The sequence below is a fragment of the Novosphingobium sp. PY1 genome (genome assembly GCF_017312445.1).
GTDB lineage: Bacteria > Pseudomonadota > Alphaproteobacteria > Sphingomonadales > Sphingomonadaceae > Novosphingobium.
Genome location: NZ_BLTI01000008.1, coordinates 558,159 through 583,543 on the forward strand (window position 1 = coordinate 558,159; position 25,385 = coordinate 583,543).

Sequence of the window (25,385 nt, forward strand, 5' to 3'; positions counted from 1 at the left end):
GCAATGTCCGTTGCAGCGTAATAAAGTTGCGCGCGTCCAGATGTTAACATTATCAATCCGGCGCAGCGCCTGACATGCCCGTGGCTCGACAGGGAAATCGTCCTCGCACTGCCTTTGTCGCGTCGCTCAGTTCACCTAGCCCTGAATTGCGCGAATCGAATGTCGATCGATGACATAAAGGAGGCATCCGGCACCGGCGCCCTTGCCCGCACCTCCAGCCCGTTGCTACGCAGTGGCCATCAAAGTCTCCCGAGGGGAAATGAGAGTGCGCAAGACATTCCTGATTACGCTCACCGCCGTCCTGACAATCAGCCAGTCCGCAACGGCCAAGGACGACGAGGCACCTGCCCCTCCCGAAGTCTACCAGCAACTGATGGGCTGCCGCTCCATTGCCGAGGCCACCGATCGCCTCGCCTGCTACGACAGGCAGACCGAGGTCCTGGACACCGCCACGCGCAGCAAGGAAGTTGTCATTGCGGACAAGAAGGCCCTGAAAGAGGCGAGGCGAGGCCTGTTCGGTTTCACTGCCCCGATCGGACGCCTGATGGGCTTTGGCGGCAACGAGGACGACGATGCGGAGGCAGTCAAGGAAATCGAGACCTCCGTCTCCGACGTGCGCCACAGCCGCGCCGGATGGCGCCTCGATCTTGCCGATGGCAGCACCTGGGAACAGAACGACACCCGCGATTTCGTCCTTTCCCCGAAAGTCGGCAACCCCGTGCGCATCGGCCGCGGCGCCCTTGGCACCTACTTTGTCTCGGTGAACGGACAGCGCGCGATCAAGATGCGACGAGTGAAATAAGTGCAGATGCCTGGCAGGACATGGCGCCAAGCATCTAATCCATAGGGACATTCACTTCGAGCGTTGCACGCGCGGCGTACATTGATCGGTGCTGCGCGATATCCCGCTTCGCCTTGCGTGCCCGCGAGGTAGCCGGAATTGCGGTCGGGCAAGCGCCTCACCCGCCCGTGCGCGAGCAACATGGCGTTGCACATCTGTCACTTGCGTCAACACAATCTTCACCATGAAGCGATATTCATCGTGCCGCGGTTTGGGCGCGGAATCTAACTTCGCGATTTGAAAGTGCGAAGAACAGATCCTGTCACAACGGAAATAAGGGTTCGTCAATTCCAGATGCGCTGTCGATGGACAATCACAGCAGAGGGGCAAAGATAGTGAAAGCGATTCCAACCAAGGCGGTACTTCACAGTGCAATCTGCCTTGCGGCATTGGCCATTGGCGGCACTAATACTGCTTCCGCCCAGGATGCGGCCGATGCAGCGGAACAAGGCAATCCGATCATCGTCACGGGCTCGCGCATCGCACGACCGGAACTGTCTGCTGCCAATCCCGTGATCACCGTCACCAATGAGGACATCGCCTCGTCCGGCACGGTCAACCTGACAGATTACCTCCAGACGATACCCGCGCTGCAGAACTCCTTCAGTTCCTTTGACAGCAGCGGAGATCGCGCGGGCATCGGGACCACCGGCCTCAACTTGCTGGACCTGCGCAATCTCGGTGCCGAGCGCACCCTCGTGCTCATCGACGGCAGGCGCCAGGTCGCTGCCTTCAAGGGGCTCCAGGCCGTCGATATCAACACTATCCCGACCGACCTCATCGAGCGGGTCGAGGTGCTGACCGGCGGGGCTTCGGCCATCTATGGCGCGGACGGCGTTTCAGGCGTCGTCAACTTCGTCCAGAAGAAAGACTTCGAAGGCGTGACCGCCCGCGTGCAGAACGGCATCTCCAGCCGCGGCGACGCCGGTCAGCGCCTGATCGCCCTCACCGCAGGCCACAATTTCGCACAGGGCCGGGGCAACTTCGCGATCGCGTGGGAACATGGTGAGCAGGATCGGCTGACCCAGCAGCAGCGCAAGCGCTATTCGGGCACGAACCGTACAGGGTTCTATTTCAATCCTGACAAAATCTCCTCGACAGGCCAGCTCGTCGACGGGGAACCGTTCTATGTGCCGCTCGATGACGTCCACTATTTCGACACGTCGCGCGCGGGAGGGATCGACGTCAATTACGACGGCGTTCCCGATTTCTTCGGAGCACAAGGAACCCCTTTCGACCCCGGCGAAGTCCTGCAGCCCACGCCGCCGGGTGTGCAGCCGTACCTGTATCGCCGCGGCGGCAACGGCACCCTTGTCGCGGACTACGGCAACGATCTGCTGCCTGAGATCAATCGCGACATCGTCAGCGCGGTCGCACATTTCGACTTCAGCGATGCCTTCACGCTTTATGCGGAAGGCAAGTACGCCAACACGCAGTCGTTCAGCCTCGGCCAGCCAACTTACGACTATTACCTCTTCATTCAGGCCGACAATCCGTACATCCCCGAGGCTGTCAGGCCGTCCATATTTCCCTTCAGTCCATTTGGACCCGCCGGCGTCCTGGTCAATCGCGACAACTTCGATTTCGGCCGCCGCGGCGAAGACATCGAGCGCGAGACCATCCGCACGGTCATAGGCGCCAAGGGCGACCTCACGCCCAACCTTTCCTACGACCTTTCCTATGTCTATGGGCAGACCAAGGTCACCGCGGACTACATCGGCAATATCCTGAGCGACCGCTTCTACGCCGCCATCGACGCGGTGAGCGATGGCGCTGGCGGTGTGACCTGCCGGGCCAACGTGATGCCAGGATGGACACCGTTTCAGCCCGCCGTCTACACGCGCGCTCCAATCCCGCCGGTGACGTTCTCGCCGGGCGACTGTGTCCCGCTCAACATCTTCGGCGAAGGCGTCGCCTCGCAGGAAGCCATCGACTGGATCACTGCCGATACCACCGACCGCACGAAGCTGACCCAGCATGTCGTCAGCGGCGCGATCACCGGCAACACCGGGTCCACGTTCGCGTTTCCCGGCGGTCCGCTCGGCTTCGCGGTCGGCGGAGAATACCGCAAGGAAAAGAGCAACTTCACTCCCGATCCGCTGGTTGCGCAGGGCCTGACCTGGACGAACGTGCTGGGCGGCTCGAAGGGCCGGTTCGACGTCTGGGAAGCTTTCGCCGAGGTCAATGCGCCGCTGCTTGCCGACATGCCCTTCGCCCACCGCCTGGATGTGGATGCGGCCATCCGCTATTCCGACTATTCCACCGTCGGTTCCACGACGGCCTGGAAGTTCGGCGGCAACTGGGCGCCGGTTCGCGACATTGCCTTGCGCGGCACCTACTCGCACGCAGTCCGTGCGCCCAACATCACCGAACTGTTCGGGGCGACCTCGCAGACTTTCCTGCCGGTAAACGATCCCTGCAGCTTCGTGCAGGTGCAGAACGGCAGCCAATACCGCGCCGCGAACTGTCAGGCCCTGCTGACCAGCCTTGGCGTGTCCGATCCTGCCACATTCATCGGCCAGCCCAACCGGGTTGGCGGCCTCGTCACCGCCAATCCGGATTTGCGCGAGGAAACCGCCAAGACCTTTACCGCAGGCGTGGTGATCCAGCCCAGCTTCATTCCGCGCCTTGTCGTGACGGCTGACTGGTATGACATCAAGATCGACGATGCCATCAACACCGCCAGCGCGGATCAGCTTGCCGGACTTTGCGTGGACCAGCAGTCGCTCAACAACGCCTACTGCGACCTTATCGCGCGGCAGGGTTCCGGTGACGCCAACCCGGGCTACATCTCGGGCTTCACGCTTTCGCCGTTCAACGTCGCGAACTTCAAGACGTCCGGGCTCGATTTCACCGTCAGCTACTTGCACCCGACCGACAGCGCCGGCACTTTCGGTCTGCGCCTCGTGGGCAATTACCTGCATGAGCTGAAGTTCGTCCCCGTCCCGGGCGCCGATGCGATCAACAAGGCCTATCTGCCCGGATCGCCCAAGTTCCAGATCACCACCGACCTTACCTGGGCCAAGGGCCCGGTCAGTTTCGACTGGCAGATCAACTATGCATCGAGCACTTATCGCTTCGACCGCCAGACCATTGCCAGCAACCCGGATATCGTCGCGCCGGAGTACCTGAAGTACAAGGAGCGCTTCAGCCACGATCTCAGCTTCCGGGTCCAGGCATCGGATCGGTTCGAATTCTATGGCGGCGTGAACAACATGTTCGACCAGAAGCCCTCGTTCGCCCTGCTCAACTATGCAGGCGCCGAATCGGGCCTCAACACGCCGGTCAGCGCAGTCGGCCGCTTCTTCTTCGTGGGGGCGCGCGTGAAGATGGCGGACATCTTCGGCGGACCGCAGTAAGCCCGACTTATCCGGTACATATGAAAAGGGCGGGATCTTCGCAGATCCCGCCCTTTTCGTTTACTCCACGGCGATCGCCAGGGCGCCGTCGCCGTCGTCGATCCGCACGGTCGAGCCGTCGGGGATCTCGCCGGCCAGCAGTTTCTCGGCAAGCGGATCCTGCAGGTAGCGCTGGACCGCCCGCTTGAGCGGCCGCGCACCGTAGACCGGATCGTAGCCGACGCGGCCCAGCCAGCGCTTGGCGGCATCGGTCAGGTCGAGCTCGATCTTGCGGTCCTTGAGCAGCTTCTGCACCCGCGAGACCTGGATCTCGACGATCGGGCCCATGTGGTCCTGGCCAAGGCGGTGGAACAGGATGATCTCGTCGAGACGATTGAGGAACTCGGGCCGGAAGTGCGCGCGAACGACTTCCATCACCTGCGGCTCCACGCTCTCGACGTCCTTGCCATCCTCGATCTGGGTCAGGTACTGGCTGCCCAGGTTCGAGGTGAGGATGATCAGGGTATTGGTGAAGTCCACCAGCCTGCCCTGCCCATCGGTCAGACGGCCGTCGTCCAGCACCTGCAGCAGCACGTTGAACACGTCCGGGTGCGCCTTCTCGACCTCGTCGAACAGCACGACCTGATAGGGCCGGCGCCGCACCGCCTCGGTCAGCACCCCGCCTTCCTCGTAGCCGACATAACCCGGAGGCGCGCCGATCAGGCGGGCCACCGCGTGCTTCTCCATGAACTCGGACATGTCGATGCGAACCATCGCGCTGTCGTCGTCGAACAGGAAGCCGGCCAGCGCCTTGGTCAGCTCGGTCTTGCCGACGCCCGTCGGGCCGAGGAACAGGAACGAGCCGAGCGGGCGGTTCGGGTCCTGCAGACCTGCCCGGGCACGCCGGACGGCCTTGGACACCGCCTGCACGGCCTGCTCCTGCCCGATCACGCGCTCACCGATCACCTGCTCCATCTTGAGCAGCTTCTCGCGCTCGCCCTCGAGCATCTTGTCGACCGGCACACCGGTCCAGCGGCTGACGACACCGGCGATGTCGTCCTCGGTCACTTCCTCGCGCAGCAGCGCATTGGCCGACTGGTCCTGCGCCTCGGCGAGCTGCTTTTCCAGGTTCGGGATCGTGCCGTATGACAATTCGCCTGCACGGGCGAGGTCACCCGAACGCTGGGCCTGCTCCAGTTCGAGGCGCGCTGCATCGAGCTGCTCCTTGAGCTTGCCTTCGGCGGCGATCTTGTCGCGCTCGTTCTGCCAGCGGGTCGTCAGCTCGCTCGACTGCTGCTCGAGGTTCGCCAGTTCCTCGCGCAGGGACCTGAGCCGGTCGGCCGAAGCCTCGTCGGTCTCCTTGCCCAGCGCCGATTCCTCGATCTTGAGCTGAATGATCCGGCGATCGAGCTTTTCGATTTCCTCGGGCTTGCTCTCCACTTCCATGCGGATGCGGCTTGCGGCCTCGTCCATGAGGTCGATCGCCTTGTCGGGCAGGAAGCGGTTGGTGATGTAGCGGTTGGACAGGGTCGCAGCCGCCACGATCGCACCATCGGTGATCCGCACGCCGTGGTGCAGCTCGTACTTCTCCTTGAGGCCGCGCAGGATCGAGATGGTGTCCTCGACCGTCGGCTCGCCCACGAAGACGGGCTGGAAGCGGCGCTGCAACGCGGCGTCCTTCTCGACGTACTTCTGGTACTCGTCGAGCGTGGTTGCACCGATGCAGTGCAGCTCGCCGCGCGCCAGAGCCGGCTTGAGCAGGTTGCCCGCGTCCATCGAGCCTTCCGAAGCGCCCGCACCGATCAGCGTGTGCATCTCGTCGATGAACAGGATGATATCGCCCTCGGCGCCCTTCACTTCGTCGAGCACGGCCTTGAGGCGTTCCTCGAACTCGCCGCGGTACTTCGCGCCCGCGATCAGCGCGCCCATGTCGAGCGCCATGAGACGCCGGTCCTTGAGGCTGTCTGGCACGTCGCCATTGGCAATGCGCAGCGCGAGGCCCTCGGCAATGGCGGTCTTGCCTACACCGGGATCGCCGATGAGGACGGGGTTGTTCTTGGTGCGCCGGGCAAGGATCTGCACGGTGCGGCGGATCTCCTCGTCGCGGCCGATGACCGGGTCGAGCTTGCCCTCGCGCGCCGCTTCGGTGAGGTCGCGCGCATATTTCTTCATCGCGTCGTAGGCATTCTCCGCGCCCGCGCTGTCGGCGGTGCGGCCGCCGCGCAGTTCGGTGATCGCGGCTTCGAGCGCCTGCGCAGTGACATTGGCCGCCTTGAGCGCCTGACCGGCCGGCGTCGTGCTGGCAAGCACCAGCGCAAGCAGCAGCCGCTCGACAGTGACGAAGCTGTCGCCGGACTTGGTCGCAGCCTGCTCCGCCGCGTCGAGAACGCGCACGGCATCGTTGTCGAGACCCGGCGCCCCCTGGGCACCGCTGCCCGAGACCACCGGCACCTTGGCCAGCGCCTTGTCGAGTTCGTCGGTCGCGAACTGCGGATTGCCGCCCGCACGCTTGATGAGCCCGGCGGCCATGCCTTCGGGATCGTCGAGCAGCGCCTTGAGGATGTGCTCGGAACTGATGCGCTGGTGGTTCAGACGGATGGCCACGGTCTGCGCCGCCTGAAGGAACCCCTTGGCCCGGTCGGTGAACTTTTCGAGATTCATGGTCTTTCGTGCCTCCTGATCCCGACGATATAGTGTTGCATTTTTGCAACACAAGGACCGCTGCGATACTTTTTATCCGGTCCATTTGGGACCTTATGCAGCGGATTCAATTGTCCGGGATCAAGAATGCAAAAAGGCGGCCCAAGCATCGCTGCCGGGGCCGCCCGATAAATTGGTGTTGCAATCAGGAAATCAATGGATGCCGATGGTATCGGGCTTCGTATCCTTGTCTCCGGTGACGGTTCCCCCTGACGTGATGCCCCCCAGCAGAAGCAGCCCTGCCAGGTGCGGCGCCGCCATCGAAGTGCCGCTGATCGTGTTGTAGCCGCCGTCCTTCCAGGTGGAGAGGATGCTGACGCCCGGCTCCGAATAATCGATCGGCGGGTTCCCGTAATTCGAGAAGTACGCGAAGGCATCGCTGCTGTCGAAAGCCGAAACGGTATAGACGTTCTGCGCGTTCACGCGGGCCGGCGAATAGTTGTTGGCATCCGCTGCGCTGTTACCGGCCGCGATGGTAAAGCGGACTCCCGTTGCCGCCGCCGCGACAACAGCGGCATCGAGCATGTCGTCAGGCGGGCCGCCGAGGCTCATGTTCGCGACATCGCCGGTGGTTCCATTCTGCGCCACCCAATCGACGCCGGCGATGACCCCGGCATAGTCGCCGCTGCCCCTGCGGTTGAGCACGCGCACCGGCACGACTTTCGCGCCCGGCGCGACGCCGATCACGCCGATCGTATTGTTGAGCGCCGCAATGGTGCCTGAAACGTGCGTACCATGGCCATTCTGGTCCTCGTACAGCCCTTCCTCGCGCGCCACGAAGCCGTTGGCATATGCAAGGTCGACATTGAGGTCAGGATGGTCGGTATCGATGCCGGTATCGATGATCCAGGCGCGCTGGAACGTGCCTGCGATGCCGCCTTTGACGCGCTTCACGCCCCATGGAGTTTGCTGAGCCGTCGATCCACCGCCCGAGCCGCCGCCACTGCCGGGTTTGCCCTTCTCTTCGCGGATCGGTCCCAGTTCGATGACGCGGTTCGGCTCGCAGCTTTTGATCGCGGGATTGCGCGACTGCATCTGCGCGGCCGCCTGCGCGCTCATCTGCGCCGCGAAGCCGCGAATCGAATAGCGATAGACATGCGAGACCTGCCCGCCGTTCGCACCCGCCATGCGCCGCGCTTCGGATTCGACTCCGCCCCGGTTCACCGCCTTGTTGAACACGCAGATATAGCTGTTGGGAATGATGTCGCCCGACTTGGCCATGGCCGGCACCGAAAGCGCCGCAAATGGAAGCGCGGCACATGCCGCGGATAGCATCCTGAAGTTCACAAGCCCCTCCTTCTCACGAGGCCCGACGCGGCGCCCGGCCCCTCCCCGGAATGGCCCAGAGTACGCCTTCGCGCGGGCGCGTCGAGTGCAACTTCGAGCGTTAAGCCATTTCAATCACACAATTTTTCTCTCTATACGACAATCTATTGATTTACGGCGATAATTTAAAGCATCTCGGTTAGCGAAACCGTCCCATTTTCGAACCATTCCAGTGCGATAAACCATGTCAAAGGCCAACCGGTGGACATCGGGTCCGGCATTCGGCCTTGTCCTGCCGGGCGTTGATCATGGAATCGCTGGCCTGTCGGCCGCAGCGTGCTAGACCTCGGCTCATGAGAATTCTGCCCCTCACGAGCGCCACTGCGCTTGCCGCCGCACTTCTCCTTTCAGCCCTGCCTACGGCGAGCACCGCCGCCGCCGCACCACCCGCGCAGACGCAGAGCGCGCAAGTCGCCCCGGCCGCGAGCGACACCGGAACGGCGACCCCGCAGGAACTCGTCGCCAAGGTCGACATACCTTTCGAAAAGTTCGTCCTCGCCAACGGGCTGACGACCATCGTCCACACCGACCGCAAGGCCCCGATCGTTTCGGTGACGCTCTACTACAAGGTCGGATCGAAGAACGAACCGCGCGGCCATACCGGCTTTGCCCATCTCTACGAGCACCTGTTCTTCGGCGGCTCGGCCAATGTGCCCGACTTCGACGTGCCGCTCGAGGCGGCCGGATCGACGCCGACCAACGGTTCGACCTGGTACGACCGCACGAACTACGTCGAGACGGTACCGACCGGCGCGCTCGACCTTGCGCTGTTCATGGAAAGCGACCGCATGGGATGGCTGCTGCCCGCAGTCACCCAGGACAAGCTCGACAAGCAGCGCGGCGTTGTCCAGAACGAGAAGCGCCAGGGCGACAACCAGCCATACGGCCTGTTCGACTATGCGCAGGCGGACGGCCTCCTGCCCGTCGGCCATCCCTATCGCCACGCCACCATCGGTTCGATGGCGGACCTCGACGCCGCGACACTTACCGACGTTCGCAAGTGGTTTACCGAACATTACGGTCCCAACAACGTCGTCCTCGTCCTGTCCGGTGACATCGATGCGGCCACGGCCCGGCCCAAGGTAGAAAAATGGTTCGGCCAGATTCCCCGCGGGCCCGAGATCGAGCCGGTCAAGGCCGGGCCGGTCACCCTGCCCGCCCCGCTATCGCGCGACATTACCGACCAGGTCCCGGTCCTGCGGCTGACCCGCAACTGGACCGCGCCCGGCATCAACGATCCGGATACGCCCGCTCTCAAGGTCGGCCTGCACATTCTGGGCGGTCTTGCCAGCTCGCGGCTCGACAACGAACTGGTGCGCGGCAAGCAACTGGCCGTCGCGGTGACCGCCTTCGACCAGGTTTTCGAGCAGCTCAGCTTCCTGCAGATGACGATGGACGTGAAGCCCGGCGTCGACCGCGCCGTGGCCGAAGCGGCCTTCGACAAGGTCCTTGCCGACTACTTGCGCGACGGGCCGACCGAAGACGAAGTGCGCCGCGCCGTCGTCAGCACCGTTTCGGGTGAGATCGGCGGGCTCGAGCGCGTCGGCGGCTTCTACGGCAAGGGCGCGACGCTGGCCGAGGGGCAGGTCTATTCGGACGATCCGGCCAAGTACAAGCGCGACCTTGCCGCCATGGCCGCCCTGACGCCGGCACAGGTCAAGGCCGCGCTCAACAAGTGGATGTCGCGCCCGGTCTATGCGCTGAACGTCGTGCCCGGTCCGCGCACCGAAAGCGGCGACACGATGGGCGGTTGGGGCGACGAGGCCGATCAAGCCGCGCCGCCTGCCGATCCGCATGCCGAGGCCCCCGCGCTGGCCCCGGCGCCCAAGCGCGAATTCCCGCCGGTGCAACCGGTCGGTGAACTCGCATTCCCGGCCATCGAGCACGCGACCTTGTCGAACGGCATCCCGGTCGCACTGGCCCGCCGCACCGCCGTGCCCAAGCTGGTCCTCTCGATGGACTTCGATGCCGGCTATGCTGCCGACGCGCTCGATACGCCCGGTACGCAAGGCATGATGCTGGAGATGCTCGACCAGGGCACCGACCGCCTCGATGCAACCGCCATCGCCGAAGCGCAGGAGCGCCTGGGCGCACAGATCCAGATCGACGGCTCGCTCGATACCAGCACTGTCACCCTCTCGGCGCTCTCGGACAATCTGGCACCCTCGCTCGACCTGATGGCCGACCTCGTCCTGCATCCCGCCTTCAAGCCCGCCGACGTCGCGCGGGTGAAGGCGCAGGCCGAGGCGGAACTGGCGCAGAAGCTTTCCTCACCCAATGCCATGGCCCTGCGCGCGCTGGGCTCCACCCTCTTCGGCCAGCACCCCTATGCGCAGCCGACCGATGGCCTCGGCAATGCCGCCTCGCTCTCAGCGCTGACACCTGCCGCGCTGCGCGCCGCGCACGACAAGTGGCTGCGCCCCGACCTCGCGCGCATCACCGTCGTGGGCGACATCACCATGGACCGGCTCAAGCCGATGCTGGAACAGGCCTTCGGTGCATGGAAGGCTCCGAAGAGCGCTGCCCCGGTCAAGCCGCTCGGCGCTGCCGTACCGGCCGCGCAGGGGCGCATCGTCCTGATCGACCGGCCCAATTCACCGCAGTCGGTGATCATGGCCGGACGCGTCCTGCCGATCACCGGGCGCAAGGCCGATACCGAGGCACTGGGGCTTGCCAACGACGTGCTCGGCGGCGGCTTCCTCTCACGGCTGAACAAGGACCTGCGTGAGGAAAAGGGCTGGAGCTACGGCGTCTACAGCAGCGTCACCCAGCCCACCGGCCCGCGCACTTTCGTGGTCAGCGCGCCGGTGCAGGCCGACCGGACCGGCGATGCCATCAAGGCGATCATCGCCGATGTCGGCGCCTTCCCGGCCCAGAAGCCGATCACGCAGGAAGAACTGCAGCGCGTCACGGAAGGTACGATCCGCGCCCTGCCCAACCAGTTCGAGACCAACGCCGCCGTGCAGGCTGCCATTCGCAAGAACGAGCGCCTCGGCCGCCCCGAGGACTATTACGTCAAGCTGGCGGCGAAATTCCGCGGCATCGGGGCCAGGGCCATCGAAGCCTCGGCGAACGAATTCCTGCGACCCGGCGGCATGACCTATGTCGTGGTCGGCGACCGCAAGATCGTCGAACCGCAGCTCGAAGGACTCGGCCTTCCGATAGACGTGCAGCAGGCCCCGCAGGCCGCAGCCGACGACCAAAGCCCGGAATGATCCGGCAAAGACACCAGACGCCACCCCGACGCCACAAGGAGAATGACCCCATGTCAGTAGGCGGCAGCTACGATTGCATCACCAAGACCCCGCTCGGCGACCAGAAGGGAGTCCTCACCGTGATCCCGGGCGACGGCGACAGCTTCACCGGCAACATCACCGGCGATCTCGGCTCCATGGACATTAGGGACGGCCGCATCTCGGGCAATACCCTGAGCTGGCAAATGAAGATGACCATGCCGATGCCGATGGACCTCGACTGCACGGCCACCGTCGAAGGCGATGTCATCACCGGCAAGGTCAAGGCCGGCATGTTCGGAACGATGGACCTGACCGGCACGCGCCGGGCCTGAGGCCATGCGACGGGCACGCACAGTGCCCGGGCCTCACTTCGCCAGGCTCAGGGTGAGCGGCTGACGGATAAGCGATCCCCCTCCCCGTCGCACTGCAACGGGGAGGGGGCGTAACCTCAGGCCAGCTTGGCCTTCAGGATTTCGTTGACGACCTGCGGGTTGCCCTTGCCCTTCATGGCCTTCATCGTCTGGCCGACGAAGAAGCCGAACAGGGCTTCCTTGCCCGCCTTGTACTGCTCGACCTTGTCGGCATTGGCAGCGAGCACCTTGTCCACCTCGGCCTCGATGGCGCCGGTGTCCGATTCCTGCTTGAGGCCTTCGCGCTCGACGATCACGCCTGCGTCTTCGCCCGTCTCGAGCATGATCTCGAGCACCTGCTTCGCCGCCGAGCCGGAGATCGTGCCCTTGGCGATCAGGGCGAGAAGATCGCCGCCCTTTTCGGGGGTTACCGGCGATTCCTCAAGTGAAGTGCCCAGCTTGTTGAGCGCACCGAACAGTTCCGAGATCAGCCAGTTGGCCGCCTGCTTGGCGACTTCGGCGGGCTGCTTGCCGGCCGCCCGTGCAGTTTCGGCAAGGAGACGTTCGAACCAGCGCGCGGTCTCGACCTCGGCCGTCAGCACGCCCGCATTGTAGGGCGAAAGGCCCAGCTCGTTCTCGTAGCGGTGGCGCTTGGCGTCCGGCAGTTCGGGCAGCGAGGCGCGGCACTCTTCGAGGAACGCGTCGTCCAGCTCGAGCGGCAGGAGGTCGGGATCGGGGAAGTAGCGATAGTCGTGCGCATCTTCCTTAGAGCGCATCGAACGGGTCGTGCCGCTGGTCGGATCGAACAGGCGGGTTTCCTGCACGATCTTGCCGCCGCTCTCGAGCACGTCGACCTGGCGGTTCGCCTCATGCTCGATCGTCTGCATGACGAAGCGCACCGAGTTGACGTTCTTGGTCTCGGTACGGGTACCGAATTCCTCGCCCGGGCGGCGCACCGACACATTGACGTCGCAGCGCATCGAGCCCTGGTCCATGTTGCCGTCGCATGAGCCGACATAGCGCAGGATCGTCCGCAGCTTCGAGACGTAAGCCCCTGCCTCTGCGGGAGAACGCATGTCCGGACGGCTGACGATTTCCATCAGCGCCACGCCAGAGCGGTTGAGGTCGACGTAGGACATCGTCGGGTGCTGGTCGTGCATCAGCTTGCCCGCGTCCTGTTCGACGTGGATGCGCTCGATGCCGATGGTCTTGGTGTCTTCGGGGTTCTTGTCGTCCAGCGCGATCTCGATCGCGCCCTCGCCCACCAGCGGGTGGTAGAGCTGGCTGATCTGGTAGCCCTGCGGCAAGTCCGCGTAGAAGTAGTTCTTGCGGTCGAAGCGCGACCACTTGTTGATCTGCGCGTCGATGGCCATGCCGGTGCGCACCGCCTGGCGGATGCACTCGCGGTTGAGCACGGGGAGCATCCCCGGCATCGCCGCATCGACAAGGCTGACCTGCGAGTTCGGCTCCGCGCCGAACGCGGTTGCCGAGCCGGAGAACAGCTTGGAGTTCGAAGTGACCTGCGCGTGGACTTCGAGGCCGATCACGACCTCCCAGTCACCGGTTGCGCCCTGGATGCGATAAGTGCTGTCAGCCATTTCTCTTACCACCACTTGGCCGGCTTGGCCGTGAACCCGGCCCGCTGTTCGATCGCGAGGCCGGCATTGAGAACGCCCTGTTCGTCGAAGGCCTTGCCGATGACCTGCAGGCCGAGCGGCAGGCCCTCGCGGTTGATGCCCGCCGGGACCGACATCGCCGGCAGGCCCGCCAGCGAGGCGGGAACCGAGAAGACGTCGTTGAGATACATGCTCAGCGGATCGTCGGACTTCTCGCCCAGCGCGAAGGACGCGGTCGGCGTCGTCGGCGCGAGGATGACGTCGCATTCCTCGAAGGCCCTGGCGAAGTCCTGGCTGATCAGGGTGCGCACCTTTTGAGCCTGCGTGTAGTAGGCATCGTAGAAGCCAGCCGAAAGGACGTAGGTGCCGATCAGGATGCGGCGCTTCACCTCGGCGCCGAAACCGGCGGCGCGGGTGGCCGCGTACATGTCCTGCAGGTTGGCCCCGTCGGGCAGGTCGCGCAGGCCATAGCGCACGCCGTCATAGCGCGCGAGGTTCGAGGAAGCCTCGGCCGGCGCGATGATGTAGTAGGCGGGCAGCGCATACTTGGTGTGCGGCAGCGAAATCTCGACGACTTCTGCGCCCGCATCCTTCAGCCATGCAACGCCTTGGTCCCACAGCGCGGCGATTTCGGCGTCCATGCCATCCATGCGGTATTCGCGCGGGATACCGACCTTCTTGCCCTTGAGATCGGCGGAAAGACCGGCTTCCCACTGCGGCACCGGCATGTCGAAGCTGGTCGAATCCTTGGGATCGAAGCCGGCCATGGCTTCCAGCATGATCGCGCAGTCGCGGGTGTCGCGCGCCATCGGCCCGGCCTGGTCGAGCGAGCTGGCGAAAGCGACGATGCCCCAGCGCGAGCAGCGTCCGTACGTCGGCTTGATGCCGGTAATGCCGGTGAAGGCGGCAGGCTGGCGGATCGAACCGCCGGTGTCGGTGCCGGTCGCGGCCGGGCACAGGCGCGCCGAAACGGCAGCGGACGAACCGCCCGAGGAACCGCCCGGCGCAAGTGCGGCATTGCCGCCGTCGTTGCGGCGCCAGGGCGAGATCACGTTGCCGAAGTAGCTGGTCTCGTTCGAGGAGCCCATCGCGAACTGGTCGAGGTTGAGCTTGCCCAGCATGCCCGCGCCCGCGTCCCACAGCTTCTGCGAAACGGTCGATTCGTACTCGGGCCTGAAGCCTTCGAGGATGTGGCTGGCAGCCGTGGTCTGCACGCCGCGGGTGGCGAACAGGTCCTTCATGCCGATGGGCACGCCGCCCATCTTGCCCAGCGCTTCGCCCTTGGCGCGCCGGGCGTCGGTGGCCCTGGCGGCTTCGACCGCAGCTTCGGGGGTGGCGACGATGAAGGCGTTGAGCGCCTCCTGTGCGGCAGCGACATTGGCGTTGAACGCCTCGGCCACTTCGACGGCGGTGAATTCGCCGCCGGCAACGCCGTCGCGGATCTGGGCTACGCCGAGTTCGGTAAGGTCAGTCATGCTGCTTCCAGCCGATAATGTTGCGCGCGTGCCTCGACAGGCTCGGCACGAGCGGAGGTAGAAAGACGAATTTCGCAGACGTCCGCACGCCCTGCGCTTGTCGCGGGGCAGGCGCGGCGTCCGCGACCTGGCACTATTCGATCACCTTGGGCACGCCGAAGAAGCCGTGCTCGGCAGCCGGCGCATTGGCAAGCACGGCATCGCGCTTGTTGCCGCCGGTCAGCGGATCGGCGTCGATCACGTCGTCGCGCAGGCGCAGCTTGTTGGGGATCACGGCCGTCATCGGCTCAACGCCGGTAACGTCGACTTCGCCGAGTTGCTCGACCCAGGCGAGAATGCCGTTGAGTTCAGGGACCATCGCCTCGAGCTCCTGCTCGCTCACCTTGATGCGGGCGAGGCTGGCGATCTTGGCCACGGTTGCGGTATCGACCGACATGGCTGTTCCTCAATGATGACGGGGCCGACGCGCGGCCCCGTTTCGATAAATGGGCTGTGAGCGGGCGCTAGCACCCGCTCCTGACCGCATCAAGCGGCGAAGCAGGCGCGGATCAGCCCGGATCAGCCCCGGATCAGGGGTGAGCCGGTGCTTCTGCGCCCGGCATGCCGCCCTGCGACTGCATCTGCTGGAGCTGCTGGAGGATGCGCTGCTGCTGCTCGATCTCGGCGCGGCTCTTGAAGTCGATCAGTTCGATTTCGAAGGTCAGGTCGGTGTTGGCGGGAATGTCGCCGACGGCCTTGTCGCCATAGGCCAGCTCCGAGGGGATCTCGACCTTGTACTTGCCGCCGCGCTGCATCTTGACCAGCGCCTTGGTAAAGCCCGGGACGACTTCGTTAAGCGCCATGGGGACCTGCTTGGCCTCGTCGAAGACCTTACCGTCGGGCAGCGTGCCCTTGTAGTTGATCAGCACGACGTCATCGGCGGTCGGGGATTCGCCCGAACCGGCGGTCAGCGTCTTCACGTCGACCGAAGGCGGAAGTGCGGCATAGGCCACGCCGCCGGCCGCCAGGGCAATTGCGGCAACGCCGAGCCAGATCTTGGTGACGGCGCCCTTGGCAACAGGCTGCAGCGGGACGCGGGTGATCTCTGTCATCTTCGTTAGGCCTCGTACGAAAATTCGCCCCACAGGCAGATACACAAAGGGCGCGGATGGAAATTCCGCGCCCTCATGGCTCAAGCAGATGCAGCGTTCAAGCACGAACGCCGCGCTCAATGGATGTTTCCCGCATTTGCAGCGGGAAAGGCGTCTTACTTGACGCCGTCGCGCTCCATGCGCTTGCGCTCAAGCTTGCGGGCGCGGCGCACGGCAGCGGCCTTTTCGCGGGCGCGCTTTTCCGACGGCTTCTCGTAGTGACGGCGCAGCTTCATTTCGCGATAGACACCTTCCCGCTGCAGCTTCTTCTTGAGCGCACGAAGGGCCTGATCAACATTGTTGTCGCGAACCATGATCTGCATAAACCGAAACACCTCACAAAAATAACGAACGAAGCTCGCCCCGCGTCGTTTCCCGCGTGGCAAACTGCGAATCTGAAAGCCAAAAACAGGGCCGCACCCCGAAAGAGTCCGGCTCGATTGGGCGGGCCGTTAGCAAAGCGACCGCACAAAGACAAGCAGAAAGGCCTGAAACCAACGGCAATCCGGCCCTACATTCACACAATATAGTGACACGAAGGCCACATTTCAACGCCGGGAGGGGGAGTCTGCTCCCCCCTCTCCCGCAGCCCCCACGGCCTGGGCAGCACGGTCATGCGGGAAGAATTGGATTATTGCCGATTCGCCGCTAAGGCGACGCGATGCCTCATCCCTCCTTTATAGTAGCCTCGCTCTACGTGGCGTTCGGCGGCGGATTCGGCGCCTGGCTGCGATTCCTTGTGGGTCGCGCCTGGGTCGCCGCGATCGGGCCCGTGCGTGCCAGCGATTTCCCCTGGGGAACGCTTACCGTCAACGTCCTGGGCAGCCTGTTCATGGGCCTGCTCGTGGGCTGGCTCGCCCGCTTCGGCAGCCATGGCGAAGGCACCCGCCTGTTCCTTGCCGTCGGCGTGCTCGGCGGCTTCACCACGTTTTCTTCCTTCAGTCTCGACATCGTCAGCCTTGCCGAGCGCGGCCAGCTCGGGCTTGCGGCTTTCTATACCGGCATCTCCCTGATCGCCGGCGTGATGAGCCTGTTCCTTGGCCTTTCGATCATGAGGCACGTTGCATGAGCCGCCCCGAAAATAACGACATTGTCCGCCAGTTCACCGTCGGCGCCGACGATGAAGGCGTCCGCCTTGACCGCTGGTTCAAGCGGCACCTGCCGCAAGTCGGCTTCGCCACCGTATCGCGCTGGGCCCGCACCGGGCAGATCCGCGTCGACGGCAAGCGCGCCGACGTCGCCGACCGGCTGAGCGCGGGACAGGTCCTGCGCGTCCCCCCGGGCGGCGAGGTCAAGCCGGGCGGCAAGCCAGCCCGCACCCGCCGCGAGCTGACCGAGGAAGAACTGGAACTCGCCGATTCGATGGTCCTCACGCAGGACCGCGCCGCCATCGTGCTCAACAAGCCGCCGGGCCTTGCCACGCAGGGCGGCTCGGGCATGAAGCAGCACGTCGACGGCCTGCTCGACGCCTATGCGCCTGACGGCCCGCGTCCCCGCCTCGTCCACCGGCTCGACAAGGACACCTCCGGCGTCCTGCTGATCGCCCGCACCCCGGGCAGCGCCGCGTTCTTCTCCAAGCGCTTCTCCGGCCGTTCGGCGAGGAAGATCTACTGGGCTCTCGTGGTCGGCGTGCCCAGCATCTCGGACGGCATGATCGAACTGCCCCTTGCCAAGCAGCCGGGCACCGGCGGCGAGAAGATGCACGTCGACGAGGAAGGCGGCCAGCCCGCGCGCACCCGCTACCGCGTGCTCGACCGCGCCGGGAACCGCGCCGCGTGGGTGGAACTGCATCCTCTGACCGGCCGCACCCACCAGCTGCGCGTGCACATGGCGGCAATCGGGCACCCGATCGTCGGCGACGGCAAGTACGGCGGGCAGGACGCCTTCCTGACCGGCACGATCAGCCGCAAGATGCACCTGCACGCGCGCCGCCTGATCATCGACCATCCCGACGGCGCCCCGCTCGACGTGACCGCCCCGCTGCCCGAGCATTTCGCCAATTCGTTGGAACAGCTCGGCTTCGATGAGGCCGACGGCGCCGAACTGCCCGAAGCTCCGCCCGAGCCGGGCAAGGACGAGCAGAAGCGCGCGGCCAAGGCCCACTCCAAGCAGTACCGCAAGGAACGGCGCGGAGAGCGGCGCTCACGCGGGGACGGCCCGCCGCCGCGCGGCGGCAAACCGGGTGCGCGCTCGGGCAAGCCCGCCCGCCCCGGCGGCAAGCCTGCGCGGCCCGGCGGAAAGCCCGGCCCCGGCAAGCCTGCCGGTGGACGGCCGACGGGAGGCCGGAGCGGCGCGAAGAAGCCCGGCGGCCCGCGAGGCAAGCGGTGAAGCTGGCCGTCTTCGACTGTGACGGCACGCTGATCGACGGACAGGCGGCGATTTGCGAGGCGATGGAAGCGACTTTCGCCGAGCACGGCATCGCCAGTCCGCCGCGCAATACGATCCGCCGCGCCGTCGGCCTGTCGCTGCCGCAGGCGATGCGCCAGCTGCTTCCCGGCAGCGATTTCGAACAGCAGCAGGCCATGGCCGAAAGCTACAAGGCAGCCTTCCGAGCCGCACGCGCCGAAGGCCGCGTTTCGCAGCCCCTGTTCGAGGGGGTCGAGGACTGCCTGCGCACGCTCGCCGCATCGGGCTGGACGCTCGGCGTCGCCACAGGCATGTCCGACCGTGGCCTGGCGCATTGCCTTGCCAACAACGGCATAACCGACCTGTTCGTTACCCTGCAGACCGCAGATCGCCACCCTTCCAAGCCCAATCCGGAAATGCTGGAGCAGGCCCTGTTCGAAGCGGGAGCGCAGCCCGGCGAAGCGGTCATGATCGGCGACACCGGCTACGACATGCAGATGGCGCGCTCCGCCGGCACCCGCGCGGTCGGGGTCGACTGGGGCTATCACCATCCCGAAGAACTGAAGGCGGCGGGCGCCGAATGGGTCGCGGAAACCCCGGCCGAACTGCTGGCCTACCTGCTCAAATGAGCGAGCGCGATCCGGCGGCGGCCCGCTTTGCGGTGATCCAGATCGTGCGCCTGCTGGGCGTGGCCTTCGTCGTGGCGGGCATCCTCGTCGCCAACGGCGCTTACCCCCTGCCCTCGTGGCTGGGCTATATCCTCATCGCCGTCGGCCTGGCCGACACCTTCATCGTCCCCAAAGTTCTCGCGCGGAAGTGGCGCACACCCAAATGAAGCGATTCTACAAGGAAGTTACCGTCGGCGAGACCGACTCAGGCTGGCGCGTCCTGCTCGACGGACGGCCGATCAAGACAGCCGGAGGCCGCACGCAGATCGTGCCCACCAGGCCCCTGGCCGAGGCGCTGGCCGAGGAATGGGCCGCACAGGGCGAAGATATCGACCCGGCCGGCTTCGTCCTGCGCGACTTGTGCGATTTTGCCATCGACGCCGTTGCCGTCGACCGCGCCGAGGCGATCCGGAGCATGGTGCCCTACGCCGAGACCGACACCCTGTGCTATCGCGCAGACCCGGAAGATGCGCTCTTCCAGCGCCAGCAGGAGGTCTGGGAACCCCTGCTCAAGAGCGCCGAGGAGCGCTGGGGCCTGACGTTCACCCGCGTTTCGGGCATCATTCACAAGCCGCAGCCGCCCCGGACCCTTGCCCGCCTGGAACAGCTTCTGGGCGAGCAGGACGACTTCACCCTGGCGGGCCTGCGCATGCTCACCAGCCTCGCCGCTTCGCTCGTCATCGGCCTCTTCGCGGCCCAGCCCGATGCGGACAGCGAAACGCTGTGGCGCGCCGCCAACCTTGAAGAGGACTGGCAGATCGAGCTGTGGGGTGAAGACTGGGAAGCCGCGGAGCGCCGCAAGACCCGCCTCGAGGCTTTCGAGCTGGCCATGCGCCTCACCCGGCTCGCCCGCGAAGGCTGAGGCGGGCGGCGTGAAGCTCGTCTTCAGCCGCAAGGGTTTCGACACGACAGCGGGCGGAGTGCCCTCTCCGATTCTGGGCGGCGCACCGGTCTCCCTGCCGATCCCCGCAGCGGACCGCTCTCGCACCAGCTTTGCCGAACGCGGCCTCGGCGAACTGGTGACCGCCCTCACCCGCGGCCGGATCGGCGGCGCCGACCTGTGCCATGACGACCCGATGTTCGGAGACGGGCTGTGCTGGTTCGGCCAGTGCGGCGCGGCGCAAGGTCATCTCATCAAGCACGGCGTCGGCCCGGGCGATCATTTCCTGTTCTTCGGCCTCTTCGCCGATCCCGACACGGGCGAGCGCCATCACCGCATCTTTGCCCATATGCGCGTCGAGGCCTGCGCTGCTCCCGAGGTCCTGCGACAATCCCCCTGCTGGCGCGAACCGCCAAGGCCACACCCCCATGCCGAAGGCGAATGGCCCGCAAACAATGCGATCTGGTTCGGCCCCGGCGCCACGGCACGCAGGGCCGTGGACGAATTGCGGCTGACGCAGCCGGGCGGGCCGCTCAATCTCTGGCAAGTGCCGCCATGGCTGGGAAAACGCGGCCTCACCTACCATGATCGTCCGGAACGCTGGATCGGGCGCCGAGGTCTCGATTCCGCGCGGCGCGGGCAGGAATTCGTCTGCGACATCGGCCGGGCCCGCCAGCCGCGCGCCTGGCTGGAGCGCATGATCGCCCTGATCGAAGACCAGCCCAGCGACTGAGGTTCACCGCCAAAAGAAAACCCGCCCCGGCCTGAACCGGAGCGGGCTCGCATGCTTGTGGTTGGGAGAGGCTAGAGGCGCCTCACCCTATCCTTGCCAGGCAAGGATCAGAACTGGAAGCCGAGGCCGACCAGCACATTGTGACGGCTGAAGTCGCTTTCGTAGTTCGTGTAGCGATATTCACCCTTCACGAACATGTTGTTGCTCAGCGTGTACTGCGCGCCGGCACCGAGACGGAAGCCGTCGCCGTTTTCGCCGATCGAGTCGCTGTCGACGCCATCGTTGTAGGTCAGGCGAACGCGTCCGTTGGCGTAGCCACCCAGAACGTAAAGCTTGGTGCTTTCGCCAACGGTGGTGCCGAGACGGACCACGGCGGCGAGATCGCGGCCGGTCTTCACGCAGAGCTTGTCGCCAACGACGTCAAAGTCGCGGACGCATTCCTTGGTGCTGCTGTCGGCAACGGTGCCCTGAATACCAACGAACATGCCACCCGACAGAGCGACGTCGTAGCCAGCCGAAGCGCCATAGCTCACGCCTTCGTCGGACTCGCCGCCGATGGAAACGACGTCGAGGCCGGTCTCGGCCTGCACCCACGCCTGAGCGTTGGCGGCGGCGGGAACGACGAACAGTGCGGCAGCGGCGCCGGCAATGGCAAACTTCTTCATGTAAAACTCCTGCATTTTCTTATCCTCCCTGCCCGGCAGAACCGGGGGGAGGCGCCGCGTACGGAGAGGGTAAAACGCAGTCAATCCATGGAGATGAAAGGAAGTGTGACCCAAAGGAGACGTGTTGCACTGCGGCAACACGGGCATCGCGCAGCGGGGCACCGAAGTCTCGCTAAAGTGCGGATGCAATCCATTGCCAAGAAGTGTGACGGAACATTGCGAAGAATTATTTCGCCCCCACCTCTTTTCATAAGAGGAGGCGCCCCCATGGATTGCACATTACTGCAACCACGCTTGAAATTTTATCAATTCAGGCTTCGAAATACGCATCCCAGCCCGGGTGTAGCGCCGTCGATCAGCCTTCCTTGACCCACTGCGCGACCTGCCGGGCCACGTCGTTCGCGGCCTGGTTCAACGCGGGACCGACCCAGTCGGCCTTCGGCTCGACGTTGTTGACCACGGATTCGAAGCGGCGCGTGACGATTTCACCACCGGGTTCACGGCGCATGGCGTCGAAGCGGACCACGACGGAACTGCTCGGGGCATCATAGCCCATGTTGAGCAGGCGGCCGCCGATCAGCGTCTTGCCGGTCACTTCGAAATCACCGCCTTCGACGACCAGCTTGCCGGTTTCGGCTCGCAGCGTTTCGGCAAGCAGGTTGCGGAACTGGCGGGTGGGCTTTTCGATCCACGAAGCGTCCTTGAGATAGGCAACGCTGGATTCGTTGATCTGGACCGGCACGCGCATGACATCGAGGCTGCGGTCGGCCTCGGGATCGAGCACGACGATGGCATCGCTGAGCTGGCCGCTGGCCGTCGCCCCGGCCGGAGCGCTGACATCGGGCGTGAGCTTGATCAGCTGTTCGGGCACTTTCGCACCGAGGCTGATGCATCCCGGCAGCGTCAGACAGGCTGCCGCGATCACCGCCCCGCGCCATGCGCCGGACTTGCGCCAACCGCTCATCGCATTCCCCATCCTGAATTCCGTCATGGCTTGTAGTCCGGCAGTTTCTGGCCCTTGAGCAGCGCACCTGCACCCTGCTCGTCGATCTTCTCGGTTACGTTGCGCAGCGCCTTGCTGGTCGCGCGAAGGTCACGGATCGCGGCTTCCGCGGCGGGCAGCGTCTGCTGCGAAACCTGGCGCAGCGCGGGCTGGGCCGTCTCCATCGTCTTGTCGAGCTGATCCATCGACTTCTGCGCGGAACTGAGCGTGGCGCGCAGCTGCGCCGCCAGCGAATTGCCCTCGCTGCCGAGCAGAGAGTCCGCCTTGGTCGCCACGCCCTCGAATGCGGCGAGCGTCTTGGTCGCCTGATCCAGGGTGCCCTGCAGTTCGCGCACAGTCGCCTCGATCTGCGGCGTGGCGCGCGACAGGTCGCGGGTCATCTTGTCGGTATTGCTCAGGATGCCGGTGATCGAACGCCGGTTCTCCTCGGAGAGAAGCTGGTTGAGGCTTTCGGTCAGGGTGGCGAGACGTTCCAGCAACAGCGGCGCGTTGGAGAGAATCTCGCCAAGGCCGCCGCGCTTGGTCGGGATGACCGGCACGCCTTCGGGGCCCGGTTCGGTCAGCATCGGGGCGCCCTTGACCGCGCCTTCGAGCTGGATGTCCGAAACGCCGGTGAAGCTGCCCTGGATCGTCGCGGACGTACCCACCGTCACCGGGACCTTCTCGTCCACCTTGATGCGCACGCGAATGAAGCTGGGGTCCTTGGGCCACAGCTCGATCTGCGAGATCTGCCCCACGGGAACACCCGCGTAGTTGACCTCGGACCCCTTGGCGAGCCCGTCCACCGACTGCTTGAAGAAGATGTCGTATTCGGTGCGCTCGCCTTCATTGAGGCGGGCGATCCAGATGATGAAGGCCGCCAGCAGCGCCAGCAGCACCAGCGTGACGGCTCCGACCCAGACATTGTTGGCGCGCGTTTCCATGTCCCGTGCCTATGCCCCCGCTTTTCCGGACTTGTCCATGGTCTGCCCTTCGCCCCTTTCGGTCTTCTCTTCATCAACGAGCCCTGACCCTGCATGTTCCGGGTGCACTTCGGGATCGTCCTTGGCCGCCAGTGCGGCGCGGCCGCGCGGGCCGTTGAAATATTCCTGGATCCACGGGTGATCGAGCGCCAGCAGTTCGGGAATCGTCCCGCAGGCGATCACCTGCTTGTCCGCCAGCACCGCCACGCGGTCGCAGATCGCGTAAAGCGTATCGAGGTCGTGCGTGATGAGAAAGACCGTAAGGCCCAGCGTTTCCTTCAGTTCGCGCGTCAGCTTGTCGAAAGCGGCCGCGCCGATCGGGTCGAGGCCCGCGGTGGGCTCGTCAAGAAACAGCAGCTCGGGATCGAGCGCAAGCGCACGGGCAAGGCCGGCGCGCTTCTTCATCCCGCCCGACAGCTCGTTGGGATACTTGTAGGCCGCTTCCTCGGGCAGGCCCGAGAGCTTGACCTTGAAACGGGCGATCTCCTCGCGCAGCTGGTCGGATATCTCCGGGTAGAACTGCTTGAGGGGAACCTCGACGTTTTCGCCCACGGTCAGCGTCGAGAACAGCGCGCCGCCCTGGAACAGCACGCCCCAGCGCGAACGGATGTCGATTTCGTCCTCGTCATCGGCATGTTCCATGTCATGGCCGAGCACGGTGACGGTGCCCGCGGTGGGCCGCTGCAAGCCGATGATCGAGCGCATCAGTACCGACTTGCCGGTGCCCGAGCCGCCGACGACGCCGAGAATCTCGCCCTTGCGGACTTTCAGCGAGAGATCCTCGTGGATCACGTGCTCACCGAAGGCGTTGCGCAGCCCCTCGACCTGGATCGGATATTCCTGGGTGTCGCTCATTTCCAGCCGATCTCCGTGAAGAAGATCGCGAAGAAAGCGTCGAGGACGATGACGGTGAAGATCGCGGTGACGACCGACTGGGTGGTGCGGCTGCCCACTTCCTCGGCGTTGGTGGTTACCTGCATGCCCTGATAGCAGCCCGCCAGCGCGACGATCAGCGCGAAGACCGGGGCCTTGAGCAGGCCGATCCACACGTCCGTGATCGGCACCACGGCCTGGGTGCGCTGCAGGAATGTCCAGAACGGAATGTCGAGCGCGAAGTTCGAGATGAAGGCGCCGCCGATGATCGCGAGGATCGCCGACCAGAAGCCGAGCAGCGGCATCATGATCATCGAGGCGAGCACGCGCGGCACCACCAGTGCTTCCATCGGCGAGACGCCGATGGTGCGCATGGCGTCGACTTCCTCGGTCAGCTTCATCGTCCCGATCTGCGCCGCGAAGGCGGAACCCGAACGCCCCGCGACCATGATCGAGGTCATCAGGATACCAAGCTCCCGCATCGAAAGGCGCCCAGTCAGGTTGATGGTGTAGATCTCCGCGCCGAACTGGGCGAGCTGCACCGCGCCCTGCTGGGCAATGACGATGCCGATGAGGAAGCTCATCAGGCTGATGATCCACAGCGAGTTGATGCCCACGTACTGCATGTGATGGACCAACGACTTGACCCGCAGCCGCGAGGGGTGGCGGACGATCGTGCCCAGGCTCATGATGAGTTCGCCCAGGAAGGCGACAGCGCTCATCGCTCCGCGCCCCCACAGGGTCACGACACCGCCGAATTCCGCGACCGTGCGGCGCAGCAGCGGAGGCTCCGGCGCGATCTCCGCTTCCTCCCCCTCGACGCTGCCGATGGCTGCGAAGAGCCGCCGCGCCTGCTCGCTTTCATGAACGATTGCCACGCCTCGCCGGTCGGCAAATCGCGAGACCAGCCACGCGCCTGTCGTATCGATATCGGTAACGCCGGAGAGGTCGATCTGCTGAAAATGCCCGTCGACAGCCTCAAGCTTGTCCTCGAGATCGCCCAGCGAATGCACGCGCAGGGGCCCCTGCAGCGCCAGCGTAGGAACACCGCCTTCGTCGCTTTCCGACAGAGTGAATTCAGCCCATTCCCGCATGTGCGCTCGTATTGGGGGAAAAACCGTGGACCGGCAAGAGGTTCCCCGGCTGCGACGAATTGTTCGCCGCCACGTCGATCCCGTGCTTTCGCAAGGCCGTGCGGCGAAACAAAGGCACGGACCCGCGAGAGGCCGCACTGGCAACTTGC

General features: G+C 65.0%; 22 protein-coding genes. 10 read left to right on the forward strand and 12 right to left on the reverse strand.

The window, feature by feature from the left end:
- The first annotated feature begins 265 nt into the window (after window positions 1-265).
- Both J3474_RS14015 and J3474_RS14020 read left to right on the forward strand, forming a co-directional pair.
- Window positions 266-802 carry a hypothetical protein gene (locus tag J3474_RS14015; protein WP_207094592.1) on the forward strand — a complete coding sequence of 179 codons (537 nt, stop codon included), beginning with the start codon at window positions 266-268 and terminating at the stop codon, window positions 800-802.
- Between the two features lie 374 nt (window positions 803-1,176).
- Window positions 1,177-4,200, forward strand: coding sequence for a TonB-dependent siderophore receptor (locus J3474_RS14020; RefSeq protein WP_242528409.1), 3,024 nt, complete (start codon window positions 1,177-1,179; stop codon window positions 4,198-4,200).
- A gap of 60 nt (window positions 4,201-4,260) precedes the next feature.
- Here J3474_RS14020 and clpB read toward each other — a convergent pair whose 3' ends face one another.
- Both clpB and J3474_RS14030 read right to left on the reverse strand, forming a co-directional pair.
- Window positions 4,261-6,840 carry an ATP-dependent chaperone ClpB gene (gene clpB / locus J3474_RS14025; RefSeq protein ID WP_013833106.1) on the reverse strand — a complete coding sequence of 860 codons (2,580 nt, stop codon included), beginning with the start codon at window positions 6,838-6,840 and terminating at the stop codon, window positions 4,261-4,263.
- Between the two features lie 192 nt (window positions 6,841-7,032).
- Entirely contained in the window at window positions 7,033-8,166 is a 1,134-nt protein-coding gene (locus tag J3474_RS14030) for a S8 family serine peptidase (RefSeq protein WP_242528410.1), read from the reverse strand.
- Window positions 8,167-8,498: 332 nt separating this feature from the next.
- Here J3474_RS14030 and J3474_RS14035 point away from each other — a divergent pair, with 332 nt between their 5' ends.
- Together J3474_RS14035 and J3474_RS14040 are read left to right on the forward strand one after the other, a co-directional pair.
- A complete protein-coding gene (locus J3474_RS14035; RefSeq protein WP_207094594.1) occupies window positions 8,499-11,420 on the forward strand; it encodes a pitrilysin family protein in 2,922 nt (973 codons plus the stop codon).
- Between the two features lie 50 nt (window positions 11,421-11,470).
- On the forward strand, window positions 11,471-11,773 hold the full coding sequence (locus J3474_RS14040; protein ID WP_007011580.1) for a hypothetical protein: 303 nt from the start codon (window positions 11,471-11,473) through the stop codon (window positions 11,771-11,773).
- A gap of 116 nt (window positions 11,774-11,889) precedes the next feature.
- On the opposite strand, the gene gatB is transcribed toward J3474_RS14040, so the two are convergent.
- The 5 genes from gatB to rpsU form a co-directional block, all read right to left on the reverse strand.
- A complete protein-coding gene (gatB, locus tag J3474_RS14045; RefSeq protein ID WP_013833103.1) occupies window positions 11,890-13,389 on the reverse strand; it encodes an Asp-tRNA(Asn)/Glu-tRNA(Gln) amidotransferase subunit GatB in 1,500 nt (499 codons plus the stop codon).
- Window positions 13,390-13,394: 5 nt separating this feature from the next.
- Window positions 13,395-14,882 carry an Asp-tRNA(Asn)/Glu-tRNA(Gln) amidotransferase subunit GatA gene (gene gatA, locus J3474_RS14050; protein WP_207094595.1) on the reverse strand — a complete coding sequence of 496 codons (1,488 nt, stop codon included), beginning with the start codon at window positions 14,880-14,882 and terminating at the stop codon, window positions 13,395-13,397.
- Between the two features lie 133 nt (window positions 14,883-15,015).
- Entirely contained in the window at window positions 15,016-15,318 is a 303-nt protein-coding gene (gene gatC, locus J3474_RS14055; RefSeq protein WP_007011583.1) for an Asp-tRNA(Asn)/Glu-tRNA(Gln) amidotransferase subunit GatC, read from the reverse strand.
- Between the two features lie 133 nt (window positions 15,319-15,451).
- Window positions 15,452-15,973, reverse strand: a complete 522-nt coding sequence (locus J3474_RS14060) for an FKBP-type peptidyl-prolyl cis-trans isomerase (protein WP_013833100.1) — start codon at window positions 15,971-15,973, stop codon at window positions 15,452-15,454.
- Between the two features lie 155 nt (window positions 15,974-16,128).
- Window positions 16,129-16,335 (reverse strand): 30S ribosomal protein S21, encoded by a 207-nt coding sequence (gene rpsU, locus J3474_RS14065; RefSeq protein ID WP_007011585.1) that lies wholly within the window; start codon window positions 16,333-16,335, stop codon window positions 16,129-16,131.
- Between the two features lie 338 nt (window positions 16,336-16,673).
- Between rpsU and crcB the strand changes: the two genes are divergently transcribed.
- Genes crcB through J3474_RS14095 form a run of 6 tightly spaced genes read left to right on the forward strand, consistent with a single transcriptional unit; the run spans window position 16,674 to window position 20,639 of the window.
- The gene (crcB, locus tag J3474_RS14070; protein ID WP_038576384.1) at window positions 16,674-17,081 is read left to right on the forward strand and encodes a fluoride efflux transporter CrcB; all 408 of its coding nucleotides are present in this window, start codon (window positions 16,674-16,676) and stop codon (window positions 17,079-17,081) included.
- Window positions 17,078-18,340, forward strand: a complete 1,263-nt coding sequence (locus J3474_RS14075) for an RluA family pseudouridine synthase (RefSeq protein ID WP_013833097.1) — start codon at window positions 17,078-17,080, stop codon at window positions 18,338-18,340. The genes crcB and J3474_RS14075 overlap by 4 nt, the downstream gene beginning before the upstream one ends.
- Entirely contained in the window at window positions 18,337-18,987 is a 651-nt protein-coding gene (locus J3474_RS14080; RefSeq protein WP_207094596.1) for an HAD-IA family hydrolase, read from the forward strand. Before J3474_RS14075 ends, J3474_RS14080 begins: the two co-directional genes overlap by 4 nt.
- Window positions 18,984-19,193, forward strand: a complete 210-nt coding sequence (locus J3474_RS14085; protein WP_207094597.1) for a hypothetical protein — start codon at window positions 18,984-18,986, stop codon at window positions 19,191-19,193. Before J3474_RS14080 ends, J3474_RS14085 begins: the two co-directional genes overlap by 4 nt.
- On the forward strand, window positions 19,190-19,888 hold the full coding sequence (locus J3474_RS14090; protein ID WP_207094598.1) for an ATP12 family chaperone protein: 699 nt from the start codon (window positions 19,190-19,192) through the stop codon (window positions 19,886-19,888). The genes J3474_RS14085 and J3474_RS14090 overlap by 4 nt, the downstream gene beginning before the upstream one ends.
- A 10-nt stretch (window positions 19,889-19,898) precedes the next feature.
- Window positions 19,899-20,639 carry a hypothetical protein gene (locus J3474_RS14095; protein ID WP_207094599.1) on the forward strand — a complete coding sequence of 247 codons (741 nt, stop codon included), beginning with the start codon at window positions 19,899-19,901 and terminating at the stop codon, window positions 20,637-20,639.
- A gap of 107 nt (window positions 20,640-20,746) precedes the next feature.
- Here the strand turns inward: J3474_RS14095 and J3474_RS14100 are convergent, their stop codons facing one another.
- The 5 genes from J3474_RS14100 to J3474_RS14120 form a co-directional block, all read right to left on the reverse strand.
- Window positions 20,747-21,304, reverse strand: coding sequence for an outer membrane protein (locus tag J3474_RS14100; RefSeq protein ID WP_013833093.1), 558 nt, complete (start codon window positions 21,302-21,304; stop codon window positions 20,747-20,749).
- Window positions 21,305-21,659: 355 nt separating this feature from the next.
- Entirely contained in the window at window positions 21,660-22,280 is a 621-nt protein-coding gene (locus tag J3474_RS14105; protein ID WP_376706539.1) for an ABC-type transport auxiliary lipoprotein family protein, read from the reverse strand.
- Between the two features lie 11 nt (window positions 22,281-22,291).
- The gene (locus J3474_RS14110) at window positions 22,292-23,230 is read right to left on the reverse strand and encodes an MlaD family protein (protein WP_013833091.1); all 939 of its coding nucleotides are present in this window, start codon (window positions 23,228-23,230) and stop codon (window positions 22,292-22,294) included.
- Window positions 23,231-23,239: 9 nt separating this feature from the next.
- Window positions 23,240-24,124, reverse strand: a complete 885-nt coding sequence (locus J3474_RS14115) for an ABC transporter ATP-binding protein (RefSeq protein ID WP_207094600.1) — start codon at window positions 24,122-24,124, stop codon at window positions 23,240-23,242.
- The gene (locus J3474_RS14120; RefSeq protein WP_013833089.1) at window positions 24,121-25,236 is read right to left on the reverse strand and encodes an ABC transporter permease; all 1,116 of its coding nucleotides are present in this window, start codon (window positions 25,234-25,236) and stop codon (window positions 24,121-24,123) included. The genes J3474_RS14115 and J3474_RS14120 overlap by 4 nt, the downstream gene beginning before the upstream one ends.
- Between the last annotated feature and the right edge of the window lie 149 nt (window positions 25,237-25,385).

Coding starts and splice junctions, on each gene's coding strand:
- J3474_RS14100 (WP_013833093.1), bottom strand. CDS start 21,304: ATGAAGAAGTTTGCCATTGCCGGCGCCGCTGCCGCACTGTTCGTCGTT.
- J3474_RS14060 (WP_013833100.1), bottom strand. CDS start 15,973: ATGACAGAGATCACCCGCGTCCCGCTGCAGCCTGTTGCCAAGGGCGCC.
- crcB (WP_038576384.1), top strand. CDS start 16,674: ATGCCTCATCCCTCCTTTATAGTAGCCTCGCTCTACGTGGCGTTCGGC.
- clpB (WP_013833106.1), bottom strand. CDS start 6,840: ATGAATCTCGAAAAGTTCACCGACCGGGCCAAGGGGTTCCTTCAGGCG.
- J3474_RS14115 (WP_207094600.1), bottom strand. CDS start 24,124: ATGAGCGACACCCAGGAATATCCGATCCAGGTCGAGGGGCTGCGCAAC.
- J3474_RS14075 (WP_013833097.1), top strand. CDS start 17,078: ATGAGCCGCCCCGAAAATAACGACATTGTCCGCCAGTTCACCGTCGGC.
- J3474_RS14040 (WP_007011580.1), top strand. CDS start 11,471: ATGTCAGTAGGCGGCAGCTACGATTGCATCACCAAGACCCCGCTCGGC.
- J3474_RS14035 (WP_207094594.1), top strand. CDS start 8,499: ATGAGAATTCTGCCCCTCACGAGCGCCACTGCGCTTGCCGCCGCACTT.
- J3474_RS14120 (WP_013833089.1), bottom strand. CDS start 25,236: ATGCGGGAATGGGCTGAATTCACTCTGTCGGAAAGCGACGAAGGCGGT.
- gatC (WP_007011583.1), bottom strand. CDS start 15,318: ATGTCGGTCGATACCGCAACCGTGGCCAAGATCGCCAGCCTCGCCCGC.
- gatA (WP_207094595.1), bottom strand. CDS start 14,882: ATGACTGACCTTACCGAACTCGGCGTAGCCCAGATCCGCGACGGCGTT.
- J3474_RS14090 (WP_207094598.1), top strand. CDS start 19,190: ATGAAGCGATTCTACAAGGAAGTTACCGTCGGCGAGACCGACTCAGGC.
- J3474_RS14105 (WP_376706539.1), bottom strand. CDS start 22,280: ATGGGGAATGCGATGAGCGGTTGGCGCAAGTCCGGCGCATGGCGCGGG.
- J3474_RS14110 (WP_013833091.1), bottom strand. CDS start 23,230: ATGGAAACGCGCGCCAACAATGTCTGGGTCGGAGCCGTCACGCTGGTG.
- gatB (WP_013833103.1), bottom strand. CDS start 13,389: ATGGCTGACAGCACTTATCGCATCCAGGGCGCAACCGGTGACTGGGAG.
- rpsU (WP_007011585.1), bottom strand. CDS start 16,335: ATGCAGATCATGGTTCGCGACAACAATGTTGATCAGGCCCTTCGTGCG.
- J3474_RS14085 (WP_207094597.1), top strand. CDS start 18,984: ATGAGCGAGCGCGATCCGGCGGCGGCCCGCTTTGCGGTGATCCAGATC.